Annotated in this window: 14 protein-coding genes; 4 read left to right on the top strand and 10 right to left on the bottom strand. The window is 58.8% G+C overall.

The features are described from left to right. Positions 1-2: 2 nt before the first annotated feature. The 4 genes from ACR0CA_RS10035 to cobS form a co-directional block, all read right to left on the bottom strand. Positions 3-344 carry a DUF427 domain-containing protein gene (locus tag ACR0CA_RS10035; RefSeq protein WP_170784145.1) on the bottom strand — a complete coding sequence of 114 codons (342 nt, stop codon included), beginning with the start codon at positions 342-344 and terminating at the stop codon, positions 3-5. Positions 345-409: 65 nt separating this feature from the next. After that, positions 410-2,191: an aminopeptidase P family protein gene (locus ACR0CA_RS10040; RefSeq protein WP_480898724.1), complete on the bottom strand. Its 1,782-nt coding sequence runs from the start codon at positions 2,189-2,191 to the stop codon at positions 410-412. Positions 2,192-2,255: 64 nt separating this feature from the next. Beyond that, on the bottom strand, positions 2,256-4,133 hold the full coding sequence (gene cobT, locus ACR0CA_RS10045; protein WP_480898727.1) for a cobaltochelatase subunit CobT: 1,878 nt from the start codon (positions 4,131-4,133) through the stop codon (positions 2,256-2,258). A 120-nt stretch (positions 4,134-4,253) separates the two neighbouring features. Further along, positions 4,254-5,237: a cobaltochelatase subunit CobS gene (gene cobS / locus ACR0CA_RS10050; protein ID WP_170769231.1), complete on the bottom strand. Its 984-nt coding sequence runs from the start codon at positions 5,235-5,237 to the stop codon at positions 4,254-4,256. 478 nt (positions 5,238-5,715) lie between these two features. Between cobS and ACR0CA_RS10055 the strand changes: the two genes are divergently transcribed. Then, positions 5,716-6,486, top strand: a complete 771-nt coding sequence (locus tag ACR0CA_RS10055; protein WP_480898730.1) for a Hint domain-containing protein — start codon at positions 5,716-5,718, stop codon at positions 6,484-6,486. Between the two features lie 5 nt (positions 6,487-6,491). Here the strand turns inward: ACR0CA_RS10055 and ACR0CA_RS10060 are convergent, their stop codons facing one another. Beyond that, positions 6,492-7,118 (bottom strand): J domain-containing protein, encoded by a 627-nt coding sequence (locus tag ACR0CA_RS10060; RefSeq protein WP_170769233.1) that lies wholly within the window; start codon positions 7,116-7,118, stop codon positions 6,492-6,494. A 108-nt stretch (positions 7,119-7,226) separates the two neighbouring features. Here ACR0CA_RS10060 and ACR0CA_RS10065 point away from each other — a divergent pair, with 108 nt between their 5' ends. Continuing rightward, the gene (locus ACR0CA_RS10065; RefSeq protein WP_480898732.1) at positions 7,227-7,481 is read left to right on the top strand and encodes a BolA family protein; all 255 of its coding nucleotides are present in this window, start codon (positions 7,227-7,229) and stop codon (positions 7,479-7,481) included. Between the two features lie 31 nt (positions 7,482-7,512). Then, positions 7,513-7,737, top strand: coding sequence for a GDCCVxC domain-containing (seleno)protein (locus tag ACR0CA_RS10070; protein ID WP_480898773.1), 225 nt, complete (start codon positions 7,513-7,515; stop codon positions 7,735-7,737). A gap of 7 nt (positions 7,738-7,744) precedes the next feature. On the opposite strand, the gene ACR0CA_RS10075 is transcribed toward ACR0CA_RS10070, so the two are convergent. The 5 genes from ACR0CA_RS10075 to pepN all read right to left on the bottom strand — a co-directional run bounded on the left by ACR0CA_RS10075 (position 7,745) and on the right by pepN (position 14,253). Further along, a complete protein-coding gene (locus ACR0CA_RS10075; RefSeq protein ID WP_170784154.1) occupies positions 7,745-8,155 on the bottom strand; it encodes a DUF4177 domain-containing protein in 411 nt (136 codons plus the stop codon). Positions 8,156-8,313: 158 nt separating this feature from the next. Beyond that, a complete protein-coding gene (gene gatB, locus ACR0CA_RS10080; RefSeq protein WP_480898736.1) occupies positions 8,314-9,825 on the bottom strand; it encodes an Asp-tRNA(Asn)/Glu-tRNA(Gln) amidotransferase subunit GatB in 1,512 nt (503 codons plus the stop codon). A 71-nt stretch (positions 9,826-9,896) separates the two neighbouring features. Next, the gene (locus tag ACR0CA_RS10085; RefSeq protein ID WP_480898739.1) at positions 9,897-11,147 is read right to left on the bottom strand and encodes a hypothetical protein; all 1,251 of its coding nucleotides are present in this window, start codon (positions 11,145-11,147) and stop codon (positions 9,897-9,899) included. Between the two features lie 128 nt (positions 11,148-11,275). Further along, positions 11,276-11,704: a hypothetical protein gene (locus ACR0CA_RS10090; RefSeq protein ID WP_480898741.1), complete on the bottom strand. Its 429-nt coding sequence runs from the start codon at positions 11,702-11,704 to the stop codon at positions 11,276-11,278. Next, a complete protein-coding gene (pepN, locus tag ACR0CA_RS10095; protein ID WP_480898743.1) occupies positions 11,701-14,253 on the bottom strand; it encodes an aminopeptidase N in 2,553 nt (850 codons plus the stop codon). The genes ACR0CA_RS10090 and pepN overlap by 4 nt, the downstream gene beginning before the upstream one ends. A 205-nt stretch (positions 14,254-14,458) precedes the next feature. On the opposite strand from pepN, the gene ACR0CA_RS10100 reads away from it, so the two are divergent. Next, positions 14,459-16,594, top strand: a complete 2,136-nt coding sequence (locus tag ACR0CA_RS10100; RefSeq protein WP_480898746.1) for a malate synthase G — start codon at positions 14,459-14,461, stop codon at positions 16,592-16,594. Positions 16,595-16,607: the final 13 nt, after the last annotated feature.

The raw sequence follows: 16,607 nt of genomic DNA on the forward strand, positions 1-16,607 counted from the left end.
TCCTAGATTTGTTCGACCTTGACTGACTCGAGGCGATAGAACGCGATGTGATCCTTGATCTCGGCCACGGCTTGGATTGGGTCCTCATAGCTCCAAGCCGCGTTTTCTGTAGTTGAGGACTTATTGACGATCGAGAAATGCGTGGCGTCGCCCTTATGCGGGCAATGGGTGCTTTTGTCCGTGCGGTCCAGAAAGGCCATGGCGATATCGCTGCGGGGGAAGTAGATGACCGGTTCCAAATCACCTTCCAGCAGTTCAAGCGCATTGGTGGTTTCGCCCAAAATGGCACCGCCCGAACGTACGCTCCACTTGCCAGACGCTTTGCTGATGGTGATCTCGGTCATAGATATTCCTTCCCCTTAAGTTGTTTCGGGCCTCTCCTCTGCCCTGTGAGTGTGACAGTCTTGTGTCAGATCGGCGCGGTTGCGGCATCCAACCACAGTTGCGCGGCTGGGCCCAGCCTGGGTCGGATTTTTTCCGTAACGTCGCGGTGATAGGCGTTCAGCCAGTCGCGCTCAGCCGCGCTGAGCATTTCGACCACAATCAACCGACGGTCGATGGGCACAAATGTCAGCGTTCGCCAGTTCAACATTGCCCGCTCGTCGTCGCCACCGGGTAGGGCAGGGGCCTCTTGCACCACCACGAGGTTTTCGATGCGGATGCCAAAAGCCCCTTCGCGGTAATAGCCCGGCTCGTTTGACAGGATCATGCCCGGCTTCAACGGCACATGGCTGACGCGCGACAGGCGCTGAGGGCCCTCGTGCACGCTTAGATACGCGCCCACGCCGTGGCCGACGCCATGGTTGAAATCCTGCCCCGCCGCCCACAAGGGCGTTCGCGCCACGCATTCGATATCTCGTCCGGCCAAGCCCACGGGCCAGCGCAGCATCGACATGTCGATCATGCCTTTCAGAACGCGGGTAAAGCAGGCTTTCTCTTCGTTCCCAACCTCGCCAATGGCGATGGTCCGGGTGATATCGGTGGTGCCATCAAGATACTGACCGCCGCTGTCCAGAACCAGAATATGGCCGTTTTCCAGCAGGGTATCGGTTTCTTCGGTCACGCGGTAATGCATGATCGCCCCATTGGGACCGGTGCCCGCGATGGTGTCGAACGAGATATCCTGAAGCGCGTTGTCCTTGCGGCGGTTGTCCTCCAGCCGCGTCACCACCTGCGTTTCGGTCACACTGCCGGGGTGCTGCGTGTCCAGCCAGCACAATGTCTCGACTACTGCAACGGCATCGCGCAGATGCGCCTCGGCGCTGCCCGCGATCTCGGCTGGGTTCTTGCAGGCTTTGGGCAGGGCACAGGGGTCGCCACCATCGACGACCTTGTCCTGCACCGCATCAGCCACGATCTGCGGCAGCGTTCCCAAATCGACCTGAACCGGCCCCTCTAGCGCGGCAACAGCGTCAAGAAACGCCTCGGGCGCGTGTAGCCGAACCTGAGGCTCCAAGGGCGCAGACAGTTTCTCTGCCGCCATGAACAGATCGACACCTCCATCTGCATGCAAAATGGCAAACCCATGGGCCACGGGGTTATATCCGATATCCGAGCCACGTACGTTCAGCAGCCACATGATCGAATCCGGTAAAGTGATCACGGCTGCCCCACATCCCGCGTCACGCAGTGCGGCGGCCAACCCAGCGATCTTGCTGTCCGAGGTCTCGCCCGCAAATTCAAGCGGGTGCTCCTTGACTGGGTTCATCGGCGGGGCAGGCTGATCGTCCCAAATGCTGTCAACCAGATTGGCAGAACGCACCAGCTCAATCCCGGTACCTGCCAGATCCTTTTGCGCGCCGGCGATCTGAGCCGCCGCGTGCAGCCAGGGATCGAACCCCACCTTGCCACCTTGGGGCAACTGATCCTTCAACCACGCGCTCAGGGTGGTTTCGGGCCAGTTGACCGGAGTATATTCCGGCGCGACCTGTGCCTTGACCTGCGTGCGATAGCGCCCATCGACGAACACCCCGGCGACATCGGTCAACGCAACACAAAACCCGGCCGATCCTGTGAAGCCTGTCAACCACGCCAAACGCTCATCCCGAGGGGCCACATATTCGCCCTGATGCGCATCCGAGCGAGGGACCAAAAACCCGTCCAATCCAGCCTGAGCCATCTCTGTGCGCAAAGCGGCCAACCGGGGTGGCCCTTGTTCGGGGCGCGCGGTTACGGCAAAGGATTGGAACATTTATTACCTCATCACTTCAGGGCCGCGCCCTTCGATTTATGACAACGACCGGCCAAAGCCGCGTTCAACCGACCTTGCGCATACCCATCACACGGGCGCGCGCCCTTGGGTCATTGTCGAAGAGGGCGGCAAGCTGTTCGGTCATTGCACCGGCAAGCTGTTCGACATCGGTAATCGTGACGGCACGGTCATAATACCGTGTCACGTCATGGCCGATCCCAATGGCCAGCAGTTCGACCATATTGCGCTTTTCCACCATGGCGATGACGTCGCGCAGATGCTTTTCCAGATAGTTCGCCGGGTTCACGCTGAGCGTTGAATCATCAACCGGCGCCCCGTCCGAGATCACCATCAGGATCTTGCGCTGTTCGCGCCGCATCATCATCCGGCGATGGGCCCATTCCAGTGCCTCACCGTCGATGTTTTCCTTCAGCAGGCCTTCTTTCATCATCAGGCCCAGATTTGGGCGTGCCCGCCGCCAGGGCGCATCGGCCCCCTTGTAGATGATGTGGCGCAGATCGTTCAAACGCCCCGGCTGCTGCGGGCGACCGTCGTTCAACCACGCCTCGCGTGCCTGCCCACCCTTCCATGCACGGGTGGTAAAGCCCAGAATCTCGACCTTGACGTTGCAGCGTTCCAGCGTCCGCGCCAGAACATCGGCACAGATCGCAGCGATTGAGATCGGACGCCCGCGCATCGAGCCGGAGTTATCCAGCAGCAACGTCACCACGGTGTCGCGGAACTCGGTGTCCTTTTCCATCTTGAAGCTCAGCGGCGTGGTCGGATTCGCCACCACCCGAGCCAAACGACTGGCGTCCAGAATGCCTTCTTCCAGATCGAATTCCCAACTGCGGTTCTGTTGCGCCTGAAGGCGGCGCTGCAACTTGTTGGCCAGCCGGCTCACTGCGCCCTTTAGCGGCTCTAGCTGTTGATCCAGATAAGCGCGCAACCGTTCCAATTCGGCCGGTTCGGCCAGATCTTCGGCCGCGATCTCCTCGTCATGGGTGTTCAGATAAACCTTATAATCCGGGTCCGCATCCGAAGCTGGCGGTGGCGCCGGGGGCTCCAGCGGAGCCTCCCCTTCGGGCATCTCAGCCTCGTCGCCCATCTCTTCATCAGCCATCTCATCCATCGAGACCTGGGCCTGCGACTGATCCTGCTGCTCTTCCTGGCTCTGTTCCGGCGTGGCGTCAGCGTCCTGCTCGTCTTGTTCATCCTGACCGGTGCTGTCGGGGTCAGGCTGCTCTTCAGTGTCCTCTTCGGCCTGATCTTCCTGCTCGTCATCCAACTCATCCGGGTCATCGCCCAGCTGGTCACCATAGCCCAGGTCTTTGATCACTTGACGCGCGAATTTGGCAAACTCGGCTTGATCCGAAAGAACCTCACCAATGTTCTCGAGAACGCCACCAGCCTGTTCCTCGATGAACCCGCGCCACAGGTTCATGATGTTTTCCGCCGCCGGAGGCAGATCGCGCCCCGTGGCCAGATGCCGGATCAGATACCCTGCCGCAACCGACAAGGGCGCATCGGCAGGTTGCTTGCATTGGTCATAGCCGCGCCGGATCGCCTCATGCGCGATCTTGACGTCGATATTGCTGGCGGTGCCGGGCATATCGCGCGCGCCCATTGCCTCGCACCGGGCGGTCTCCATTGCTTCGTACAGGTCCCGCGCCATATCCCCCGGAGGCGCATAGCGTGCGTGTGTCGCGTCGTCATGATACCGACGCTGCAAGGCCAAGGCATCCGCCGTGCCGCGTGCCAGCAAGACCTCTTCACGGGTCATGCGGCGGCTGACCTGCGGCAGGCGCATCGCTTCGCCCGACAAGCCCGAGGGGTCAACAGTGTAGGAAACGCTCAACTCCGGATCGTCGGCCATGACCTTGGTGGCCTCGGCCAAGGCCTTCTTGAACGGATCAGCAGGATTGTCGTTCTTCTGCACCATGTTCGGACGCCCTCTATTCTATGCAAACCCAGAGGCATAAAGCGCACCGGGATCCACCTTCATATGGCCAAAAATATCCCCGCCGGAGGCATTGCGCCCGATATGGGCGCAATTCTCAGCTTATCCGACACTGGCAGACGCTGCGCTTTCAGGCAATTCCTCGTCAAAACAACGCTGGTAGAACTCAGCAACGGTCTGACGTTCCAATTCGTCACACTTGTTCAGGAACGAAAGGCGGAACGCGTAGCCAACATTGCGGAAAATCTCGGCGTTTTGGGCCCAGTTAATCACTGTCCGCGGGCTCATGACCGTGGACAGATCGCCATTCATGAAAGCGGTCCGGGTCAGGTCAGCCACAGTCACCATCTGGCTGACGATCTTGCGGCCTTCGGCGGTGTTGTAATGCGGAGCCTTCGACAAGACGATCATCGTCTCGGCGTCGTGGCTCAAGTAGTTCAGCGTTGCGACCAAAGACCAGCGGTCCATCTGCGCTTGGTTGATCTGTTGGGTGCCGTGGTAAAGACCGGTGGTGTCGCCCAGGCCAACGGTGTTGGCGGTGGCGAACATGCGGAAATAGCGGTGCGGTGTCAGAATCTCGTTCTGGTCCAACAAGGTGAGGCTTCCGTTCGCCTCAAGCACACGCTGAAGTACGAACATGACGTCGGCTCGCCCGGCATCGTATTCGTCGAAGACGATCGCAACCGGGTTGCGCAAAGCCCAGGGCAGGATGCCCTCGCTGAATTCGGTGATCTGAACGCCGTCGCGCAGTTTGATTGCGTCCTTGCCGATCAGGTCGATCCGGCTGATGTGACTGTCGAGGTTGACCCGCACTGCAGGCCAGTTCAGGCGTGCAGCGACCTGTTCAATATGGGTCGACTTACCTGTACCGTGATAGCCTTGGATCATCACCCGGCGGTTATGGGTAAAACCTGCCAAAATCGCGAGGGTCGTATCGGGATCAAACTTGTAAGTCGAGTCAATCTCGGGAACCCGTTCGGTTGTTTCGTAAAAGCGTTTGACCTGCATATCGGTGTCGATGCCGAACACTTCGCGGACCGAAATCTCTTCTGAAGGATGTGCATTTGCGTCAATCGGCCAATCCATGCCTGTCGTCCTTATCTTGATACCTCAGCCTCGCGCGGGCTTTCGAACCTGTGTGTGGTGCAACATATTCCGTGGAAGGGCAAGGAAAAGCCGCTCGGTTCGTGTGTCCTGCTGGATTTTCCCCAAAAAACGTCGTGATACCCAAATGCACAGATTTCGATTCAAGCCCATGCAATAGGCTGAACGGCTGTTGGAATGCCGAAGATCGGGGCCTTACTCTCCAGTTTTTGTTTGCCTCAATTCGATGCAGGATCACATTGCTATGTTGTGATATGATTGGCATACTAACCTTATGTTTGGGCAAAACTTGTGTCCGTTGTTGTGTTTAGCGGTAAAGATCTAGATGGCGCTTTCGATAATCGGCCCCTCTTCGCTTTCGATTCCCAGTGGATCGTCCACTGTGATGCAGCAATATTTTGCGACGAAATCTGGAGCATCCTGGAGTGTGGTCGTTTCTGGGACCGGTGGATTAGACCCGATGGATTACACCGTTTCGATTTCATCAAGCGGAGTTTTGACTGTCGAGCTAACCGAAGGGGCCGTTATCCCACCGAACACGTCACTCACTCTTGAAATATTCGCTTCGACAGGACCCGGAAATGGAAACAACGACTCGCTCATTGTCACAGTTGCGCTGCCGGCAGGTACAGTTCCCTGTTTCGTAAAAGGCACTTTGATTGAGACCGAACATGGTCCTTGTCTCGTCGAAGACCTTGTTGTTGGGGACAAAGTCCGAACATCAAGCGGTGAACTATTGCCCATAGTATGGATTGGCCAAAAAACCCTTGGCGCAGAAGTATTGAAACGAACCCCCCATATGCGCCCGGTTTGCATTCAAGAAGGATCATTCGGAGACGGCTTACCGAACCGCGACTTGTACGTCTCACCACAGCATCGCATTGTTTTGGAGGGATGGCGTGCTGAACTGCTTTACGGAGAACCTCAGGTATTCGCAGCGGCCATTCATCTGGTCAACGACAAGACCATACGTCAGGTGCAATTGGATCAGCCTGTTACGTACTTTCACGTCGCATGTAGTCGCCACACGATCCTGACATCGAACGGTTTGCCAACAGAAAGCCTGTTTCTGGGCGAAATCGCTTTAATGTCATTCGATCGTGAAGACGTGCAGGAACTGGTGTCGCTGTTCCCAGAACTCCGTAGTGATGCTTTCGGATGGAAGCAAACGCGCATACGCTGCTTGAAACGTCAGGAAGCACAAGCGTTAAAGGCGTCTCTAAGTGCATAGAGGCGTTACTTGAAATTCCGGCTGTCCTTGATCTGATCCCAGGCCCAGACGACCTCTTGCAACTGTTCTTCCTGGCTGCGGTCACCACCGTTCATGTCGGGGTGCAGCACCTTGATCAGTTTCTTGTAGGCTTTACGCACTTCGGCCTTGGACCAGCTGTCATTGGCTTCAAGGATTTCAATCGCGCGGCGCTCGGTCGGGGGTAGGCGGCGGCCACCTGTGCCCGCCGTGCGGCCCTTGTTCTGCGTGCCATTGGCGCCCAGAACCTGATGCGGGTCTTCGATACCCAGACGGGCCCAGGCACGCGCCTCGGGGTCGCCCATGGGTTTGGTTTCACGCTCCCAAACCTTGTCCTTCGAGCGTTGCGCATTCATCTCGGCTTCAGTCGTGCCGTCGAAGAAATTCCATTTCTGGTTATATTCGCGCACGTGCTGCTGGCAGAACCAGAAGAAATCGTCCAGCACATCCGGCGCTTTGGGTGCGCGAAACTTGCCCGCCTCTTCACAGCCTTCATGATCGCAGATTCGGACTGAGGTCTCAGACGCGCCCGACATTCCCCGACGCCCGCGCGGGTTCTTTTTCTTGGCGCTGGAGACGGACATATCGAATCCGAAAGGGTCTGATTTCGTCATGCTGTGATCCTTAAGAACGCATCTTCTCGACTCGGAGGCAGCAGTTTAGTCTAAGCAGCCGAAAGTAGAAGAGGGGAGGCGGTAAAATTTTTGCCGCTGAGCATAAAAATGACCGTGACCGACGAAATCCGCACCGCCTTGCAATCCGCCTTTGACCCGCATGAGCTGGAGGTGGTGGATGACAGCGAAAGCCACCGGGGCCATGCGGGCTTTCAGGAAGGTGGCGAGAGCCATTTCAACGTCCGCATCCGCGCCGCCGTGTTCGAAGGCCAATCCCGCGTCGCCCGCCACCGCGCCGTTCACAAGGCGCTGGGGGATATCGTGCCGCGTATCCATGCGCTGGCGCTGGATATCGGGGTGTGAAAGCGCCAAGATGGCGGAAACCGAGGTGAACATGTACGGATCGCAAACAAAAGTGACACTCGAATCCACTCTGACCTGCCCGTCCTGCGGGCATGTCGAGACGGAAACCATGCCCACAGATGCGTGCCAGTGGTTCTATGAATGCAAGTCCTGTCAGACAGTGCTGAAACCTCTGAACGGCGACTGTTGCGTCTTTTGTTCTTACGCGACAGTGCCCTGCCCACCGATCCAAGAGGGCAATTCCTGCTGCGCGTAAGTGTGTCTCAGGGTTTTTCCTGCGGTTCTGGGGCGGCTTCCGAGCCTTTCAACGACAGCGGCGGCTCTTTCACCTCTTCCGCAATCGGGGCCGGGGCCACGACCATTTCGGGGCCCGGAACAGGCTGGGCCAAAGGTACGCCTTCGGGTGTTTCCGTCGGGCCGCGGGTAGAGACGAAACTTGGTTCGATTTCGCGCCGGAACACCAGAACATTGCGCCAGTTCACGGTTGAGCCAGTCAGACCCGTTCGTTCCTCGCTGGGCAGTAACTCTGCACGCTGATATTCCCAGCCGTCCTGCCCCATCTGGTTGAGCACCTGTTCGACCGAGGCCGCAAACCGGTCCTCGGCGGTTTTGGCCCCTTTGGCCTTGCCGCTTTTCTGCGGGGCGGGGACGACTTTGTATTCGTAGCGCGGCATCGGATCTTCCTACCTGTTCGTTCCCGGCAATCTAGCATTTTGAGGCCATTGGGAAAGTCTCCTTCGCGTGGTGCCCGGCTTGTGTTGCCCGGACACAGCGCAAAAGAAAGGCGGCAGTGGGTATGCCCTCTGCCGCCCTTTCATCAATTTCTGTAGATTTAACCGCCCAGCTTCTTGGCAACCAGCTCGTTCACGGCCTTGGGGTTGGCTTTGCCGCCGGTGGCTTTCATCACCTGACCAACGAACCAGCCCGCCAGTTTCGGGTTCACCTTGGCCTTTTCAACCTGCGCGGGGTTGGCGGCGATGATCTCGTCCAAAGCGGCCTCGATCGCACCGGTATCGGTGACTTGCTTCATACCGCGTTCTTCCACGATCTGCGCGGGGTCGCCGCCTTCGGTATAAACGATCTCGAAAAGATCCTTGGCGATCTTGCCCGAGATGGCATCCGATGAAATCAGATCAATGATCCCACCCAACTGCGCCGGAGACACCGGGCTGTCGGTGATGTCGTGATCTTCTTTTTTCAGGCGGCCAAACAGTTCGTTGATAACCCAGTTCGCGGCCAGCTTGCCGTTGCGGCCTTTTGCGACCTCTTCGAAATAGGCGGCGCTTTCCACTTCGGCGGTCAGGACCGACGCGTCATAGTCGGTCAGGCCGAATGCCTCAATGAACCGCGCCTTTTTGGCGTCGGGCAGTTCGGGCAATTTGGCGGCAATGTCGTCGACCCAGCCTTGTTCAATTTCCAATGGCAGCAGGTCGGGATCGGGGAAATAGCGGTAATCATGCGCCTCTTCCTTGGACCGCATCGAGCGTGTCTCAGCCTTGTCCGGGTCATAGAGGCGGGTCTCCTGCTCTACTTCCCCACCAGCTTCAACGATGGCGATCTGACGACGGGCTTCGACCTCAATCGCTTGCTGGATAAAACGCATCGAGTTCATGTTCTTGATCTCGCACCGCGTGCCCAGATGCGAGAAGTCCTGCGTTTCCTGATACTTCTCATACGCGCCCGGCAAACAGATCGAGACGTTCACGTCCGCCCGCAAGTTGCCGTTCTGCATGTTGCCGTCGCAGGTGCCCAGATAACGCATGATCTGGCGCAGCTTGGCGATATAGGCGGCGGCCTCTTCGGGGCCACGGATGTCGGGGCGCGACACGATCTCCATCAGGCAGACGCCCGTCCGGTTCAGATCGACAAAGGACATATGCGGGTCCATGTCATGGATGGATTTGCCCGCGTCCTGCTCCATATGGATGCGTTCGATGCGGACCTTTCGCGCGGTGCCGTCGCCCATTTCGACCAGCACTTCGCCTTCTCCCACGATGGGGTGGTACAGCTGGGAAATCTGGTAGCCCTGCGGCAGGTCGGGGTAGAAATAGTTCTTGCGGTCAAAGGCTGATTTCAGATTGATATCCGCCTTCAGACCCAGCCCGGTGCGCACCGCTTGTTCAACGCAATATTCGTTGATGACCGGCAGCATTCCAGGCATCGCCGCGTCCACGAAGGCCACGTTTGAATTGGGTTCGGCTCCGAATTGTGTCGATGCGCCCGAGAAAAGCTTGGCGTTGGATGAGACCTGAGCGTGCACCTCCATCCCGATGACCAGCTCCCAATCGTGCTTGGCCCCGGCAATGGTTTTGATTTTGGGCATTTCATATGTCAGGTCGAGCATGGCGCGCCTCTATTTCCGCAGAAGTCTAAGCCTGCGTATTAGGCGTGCCACGCCAAAGGGGCAAGGGGGAATCAGTGGCTGGACAGGCGCGGGCCCGAGGGGGTGAAGGTCACATCCATGCCCTTGCGCAGTTCTTCGCTGAACAGGTTGCCAATCGCACGCAGCGCGTCACGGTGGCCGCGTGCGGCAAACCGCTCGGTCGAGTTGATGCGCACAGCGTTGTTGAACCCGTTTGCGGCATGGGCCCAGACCAGCGGGTGCAGCTCGGTCAGGTGGTCAAGGATCAGCCAGTTCGCAGCCTCGTGGATTTGCGCGCGTACGGCGTCGGCTTGGGCGTTCTGGCCCTGACCTTTTTTGATCGTGATGGCGCAATAGGCGGCCAGCATGTTGACCATTTCCTGATCGGGGCGGTGGCGCAGAATGTCGCGAAGACCTTGCAGGAAATATTCGACATCCAACCGTGCACAGGCTTCGTCATCCAAGACGATGGCGTCGAATTGGGCCCAGGTATACCCGCCTGCGCCCCAGATATCATGGGTGCGGGCGGCATTGCGCAGGGCTTGCACCTCAAGCTCTTCGTAGCTGCCGAACCAGCGCGGCAGCAGATGCGTGCCCATAGCGCGCATGTGGCGCTGGTTATGCGGGTCCAGCGTGATCAGGCGTTCGTATTTGTCGGCCACGCGGACGCGCGTCTTGCGCTGTCCCGCCAGCAGAGCGCAATCGGCAGCTGCGACAAGGGGGCTGTCCGGCGCCGCTTCGCGACAAGCAGGCAGGATCGCCGCAGCCCGGTCGAAATGCGCAGCACAGCGCGATTGATGCAGCGGCGGCAGTTTGGCCTCGGTGGCCGTGCCACGCCACGCCCATGCGATGTCGATATGCGCCAGCGCAACCACCAGCGCGATCATCGGATCACCGGCGTTTTCGCGCATTTCGTCTTCCAACTCTGAGATACCGCCCAGCAGGTCATAGTCCCGCACTTCTTTCAGGTCGGACAGGGCATGTTCGACGGCCAGAACCACATCGGCGCGGGCTCCGAAGGCCAGCAGATCTGCAATCGGCATCCCGTCCGGGGCAGACGTGCGCGCCTCATCCGCTGCTTTCATTTCCTGCGACAAAACCGTCCACAGGCCCTGACGCGCCAGATGGCGGCCCCGCTCGATCGCATCGCGACCAGCGATGTCGTCCTCGCGGGCATCGGCCAGCGGGATGTTCACTTGCCCCCGATTCGGGAACACGGATGCGACATCTGCTGACAGATGCAAATCTGCTGGAATTTCGGGGACAAGGGCGCTGGGCGCAGTGGATCGGAAAAACCGCAACATGGTGAAACTCGGTAACTGTAAAAACTGGCAACTGCTGAACTGTCGCCGCGAATTGATTCAAATTCAAGATTTTGGGCCTGTTTTGCCCATAATTTGGGAACAATGAGGTCTTGAGATGGGGATTATGCCTAGAAAACCGTAAAGTGATGACGCTTTACCCGAAGCCCCGCTTGCTGCAAAAGCCGCTCGAATTCCCGGTGCGGAGGGGTCGATTCATCGGGCAGGCGAATCTTTTTCTCGGACCTAAGCACAAGTGAAACGCGCACGCTGAAGTCCCAGCGGGTGTCCATGCGCACGTGGTCGATATCGGCCAGATTGACCTCGGCCTGACGCGCGCCGGTGAACCAGCTGATCCGGTCTGGCTCTAAGGTCAGACCGGCGCTGGTGCCGCGGGCAAAATCCCACAGCGCAGGCAGGGTGGTCAGCGCCAATAGCGCCATCAGCCACCACGCGGCATCAAACAGGATCACCAGGGCAATCAGTGCCCCATACACGCAGAGCAGGATCGCCAAAACGCTTGGCGTCCTGTTCTGACGTGTGAACGTGTAAGGCGTCATGCGCCCAGAATGCGCGAGACCATCTCGGTCGTGTCCCGCGACAGATCGGGTGTTTCTGCGATGCGGGTTAACTGCGCGCGGATCAGAGTCTGACGGTCGGTGTCATAGCGTTTCCACGTCTGGAAGGCCGAGCACATCCGTGCCGTCGTCTGCGGGTTCACTGGGTCCAGTTTGATCAACCAGTCCGCCAGCAAGGCATAACCCGCCCCATCTGCTCGGTGGAATCCGGCATGGTTCATCGCCAACGCTCCCATGACGGCGCGGAAGCGGTTGGGGTTTTTCCAGTTGAAATCCGGATGCTCTGTCAGGTTGCGCGCCACATCCGCCGTCGCCTCTGGTGCCGCCATCGAGACTTGCAGTCCAAACCACTTGTCCATCACCAGCCGGTCATGTTGCCACTGGTCAAAGAATGCGGCCAGCTCAGCCTGTCCCTTGCCTGCGCGCAGAAGGCAGGACAGGGCCGTCAGTTGCAGGGTCATATTGTCGGCGGCTTTGTATTCCTCGGCGGCCTTGGCTCCTCCGTCCAGTCGTGAGGTCAACGCCAAAGCGGCCCCGCCCAAGGCGCGTTTTCCAGATTGATCGGCATCAGGGCTGTACGGAGCATCAATCACGGTCTCGCTGTGCAAACGCGGCAGCAGGTCCTGTACGTGCTGTGCAGTGACCTGCCGCAGCGTCTCGACGGCGGTCCAGATTGCCATTGGATCGGGTGTTAAGCCTTTCTCGTGCAACGCGGCAGCCAGTTCAGATTGTGTCGGAAGGCCCGACACCAAAGCGCGGTAGGCCGGGTCCAGATCACCATCGCGCAGCACAGCCAGAAGGCCATCCAGATAGTCCGCATCGGGGGCTGCATCGGACTGAATCATGTTCAACAGCGTGTCTTCGGTCAGCGAGCGCCCGGCTTGCCAGCGGTTGAACGCGTCTGTGTCATGGGCCAGCAAAAAGGCGCGTTCAGCGTTGTCTTGATCCTGTTCCAGAATAACCGGGGCGGAGAAATCCCTCAGCACCGAGGCTGTCGGTTTGGCTGCCAGCCCGGTGAAGGTAAAGCTCTGGCTGGCCTCTGTCAGTTCCAGCACCTCAGTCGCGCGGACCTCATCGCCGTTGGGGCCCAGCAGACCCACCGCCACCGGGATCACCTGCGGCAGTTTTTTGTCCTGACCTGGCGTTGGCTCGGTGCGCTGTGACAAGGTCAGGGTGTAGGTGCCGTCTGCCCATTCTTCGGCCACCGACACGCGCGGAGTGCCGGATTGACTGTACCAGCGCTTGAATTGGCTCAGATCGCGGCTGGTCGCATCCTCGAATACCTTGATCCAGTCTTCTATCGTGCAGGCTTGCCCGTCATGCCGATCGAAATACAAGTCCAGCGCCTTGGCATAGGCTTCATCACCCACCAGCCGCTTCAGCATACCGATGATTTCGGCACCTTTTTCATAAACGGTGGCGGTATAGAAATTGTTGATCTCTTGAAAGCTCTCGGGCCGTACGGGATGCGAGAGCGGACCGTTATCTTCGGGGAATTGCCGTGCGCGCAGGTCGATAGCGTCGTGGATGCGTTTCACCGGGGCCGAGCGCATGTCGGATGTGAATTGCGCATCGCGGAAGACCGTAAGACCTTCTTTCAGACAAAGCTGGAACCAGTCGCGGCAGGTGATGCGGTTGCCGGTCCAGTTGTGGAAATACTCATGCGCGATGATCGCTTCTATCCGCTCAAAATTCATATCGGTCGAGGTCTCGGGGCTGGCCAGCACGGCCGAGGAGTTGAAGATGTTCAGCCCCTTATTCTCCATCGCGCCCATGTTGAAATCATCCACGGCCACAATGTTGAACACGTCCAAATCGTATTCGCGGCCATAAACGTCCTCGTCCCATTTCATCGACTTTTTCAGCGCCTCCATGCCAAAGGCGCATTTGCCCTCGTCGCCGGGGCGGACCCAGAGGTTCAGCTCGACATCGCGCCCGGACATGGTGGTGAACTGGCCCGGATGTGAGATCAACTCGCCCGCGACCAGAGCGAACAGATAGGCAGGCTTGGGCCAAGGGTCGGTCCATTCGGCCCAGCCTTCGCCTTTGCCGCTTGGGTTGCCGTTGGACAGCAGCACGGGCAAATCGCCGTTGATGCGCACGGTGAAGGTGGACATCACATCGGGGCGGTCGGGATAATAGGTGATCTTGCGGAACCCTTCCGCCTCGCACTGGGTGCAATACATCCCGTTTGACATATAGAGCCCCTCAAGCGCGGTGTTGTTGCCGGGGTCAATCTCAACCTCGGCCTCCCAGATGAAGGGCGCGTCAGGGGCGGGCGCGGTCAGGCCCTTATCGGTCACCTCGGGCGCGATCTGCACCCCGTCAATGCAGGCGCGGATCAGGGTCAGTTCTTCGCCGTGTAGAAAGAAGGTGCGGTCCGTGGCATCGGGGTTGGGGCGGAAAGCAATGCGCGATGTTACGCGGGTGGCGTGCGCTGCCAGATCGAAGGTTAGACGCACGCTGTCCACAAGATAGCCAAAGGGCGTGTAGTCTTTGAGATAGATCGTCGTAGGGGCAGCGTCGCGCATCGGGGCCTCGCATCGGTTGGAGTTTGAGGCGACGTTATGGTCTGTGGCAATGGGCTGCAAGCCGTGTCGCGGATGGGGCGGATCCCAGGTAACGCGATTTTGGTAAGATTTTTTTACCAGAACGCAACGGCAAACGTTGCCTATCGGAAACTTACGCTCTAAATGCTGGCGGTATGCAGTGGCGTACATTGGCAGGAGGAACAAAATGACCAGCAGACAGACACGCAGCGGGCTTCAAGTCGACCCAGTTCTGGCCGACTTCATCGAAGGTAGGGCTCTGCCGGGAACCGGTGTCACCGCTCAGACATTCTGGGATGGTCTGTCGCGGATGGTGTCCGAACTTGGGCCCAAGAACCGCGCGTTTCTTGCCAAGCGCGAAGAGATTCAGGGCCAGCTGGACGCATGGCATGTTGACCGTAAAGGTCAGGACCATGACGCCGAAGCCTATCAGGGGTTTCTGCGCGAGATCGGCTATTTGGTCGAAGAAGGTGATGACTTTCAAATCGAAACCGCCAATGTCGATCCTGAGATTGCCTCGATCCCCGGCCCGCAACTAGTCGTGCCGATAACTAATGCCCGGTTTGCGCTGAACGCCGCCAACGCGCGTTGGGGTAGTCTGTATGATGCTCTGTACGGCACGGACGCAATGGGCGATCTGCCCGCCGCGGGAGGGTATGACGAAGTACGCGGTGCGCGTGTGATTGCATGGGCCAAAAGCTTTTTGGATGACGCGGTGCCGCTGGCTGCAGGCTCGTGGGCCGATGTGTCCAATCTGCACGTCGAAGACGGTGCGCTGGTACCCGCGCTGGCCGACGCTTCGGCATTTGTTGGCTTTGGCGGTGAGGCCGGGAAGCCCGATTTCGTTCTGCTGAAGAACAACGGGCTGCATGTGAAAATCGTCGTCGATGCTTCTAGCAATATTGGCGCGACCGACCCGGCGGGGATTGCGGATGTACATATGGAATCGGCGCTGTCCACGATTATGGACTGCGAGGACTCGGTCGCCTGTGTGGATGGAGAAGACAAGGTCGTGGCCTATAGCAACTGGCTGGGCCTGATGAAAGGCGATCTGGCTGAGGAGGTGACCAAAGGAGGCACCACCTTTACCCGGAAACTGGCCGATGATCTGACCTATACCACCGCAGGCGGCGAACAGGACGTGCTGAAAGGCCGTTCGCTGATGCTGATCCGCAACGTGGGCCATTTGATGACTAACCCGGCCGTTCTGGATGGTGATGGCAATGAGATCGGTGAGGGCCTGATGGATGCGCTCTGCACCACTCTGATCGCGATGCATGATCTGCAGCGTGAGGGCGGCAACTCGGTCAAGGGGTCTGTCTATGTGGTCAAGCCCAAGATGCACGGGCCCGCCGAAGTGGCCTTTGCGGTCGAGATTTTCGATATGGTAGAAGACATTCTTGGCCTGCCGCGCAACACCGTCAAGCTGGGTATTATGGATGAAGAGCGCCGCACCTCGGCCAACCTCAAGGAATGCATCCGTGCTGCGAAATCGCGTGTGGCCTTTATCAACACTGGTTTCCTGGACCGTACGGGCGATGAGATACATACCTCGATCGAGGCGGGACCGATGCTGCCCAAGGGTGACATGAAGGTGACACCGTGGATTGCGTCTTATGAGGACCGCAATGTCGATATCGGTCTGGCCTGCGGTCTGAAAGGCAAGGCGCAGATCGGTAAGGGCATGTGGGCGATGCCTGACCGGATGGGGGATATGCTGGATCAGAAGATCGGACACCCGAAATCGGGCGCGACCTGCGCCTGGGTGCCGTCCCCAACCGCGGCGACGCTTCATGCAACGCATTACCACAAGGTCGATGTTCTGGCCCGTCAGGACGAACTGGCCGCAGGCGGTGCACGCGGTACACTGGATGATCTGCTGACCGTGCCGCTGCTGGGCGGCCGCAACCTGAGCGAGGACGAGATCTCCGTCGAGATCGAGAACAACGCGCAGGGTATTCTGGGCTATGTCGTGCGTTGGGTCGATCAGGGCGTAGGCTGTTCGAAAGTGCCGGATATCAACGATATCGGGTTGATGGAGGATCGGGCAACTTGCCGGATTTCATCTCAGGCGCTGGCCAACTGGCTGCATCATGATGTCGTCAGTGAAGAACAGGTGATGGCTGCGATGCAGAAAATGGCGGCCGTGGTGGATCGTCAAAATGAAGGCGACCCCAGCTACCGCCCGATGGCACCCGGCTTCGATGGTGTGGCGTTCCAAGCAGCTTGCGATCTGGTTTTCAAAGGTCGGGTTCAGCCTTCGGGTTACACCGAGCCGGTTCTGCACGCCCGCCGTTTGGAGTTGAAAGCGAGCTTGGGTTGAACGGATAGGGTCG

The sequence above is a fragment of the Ruegeria sp. F12 genome, assembly GCF_056533885.1.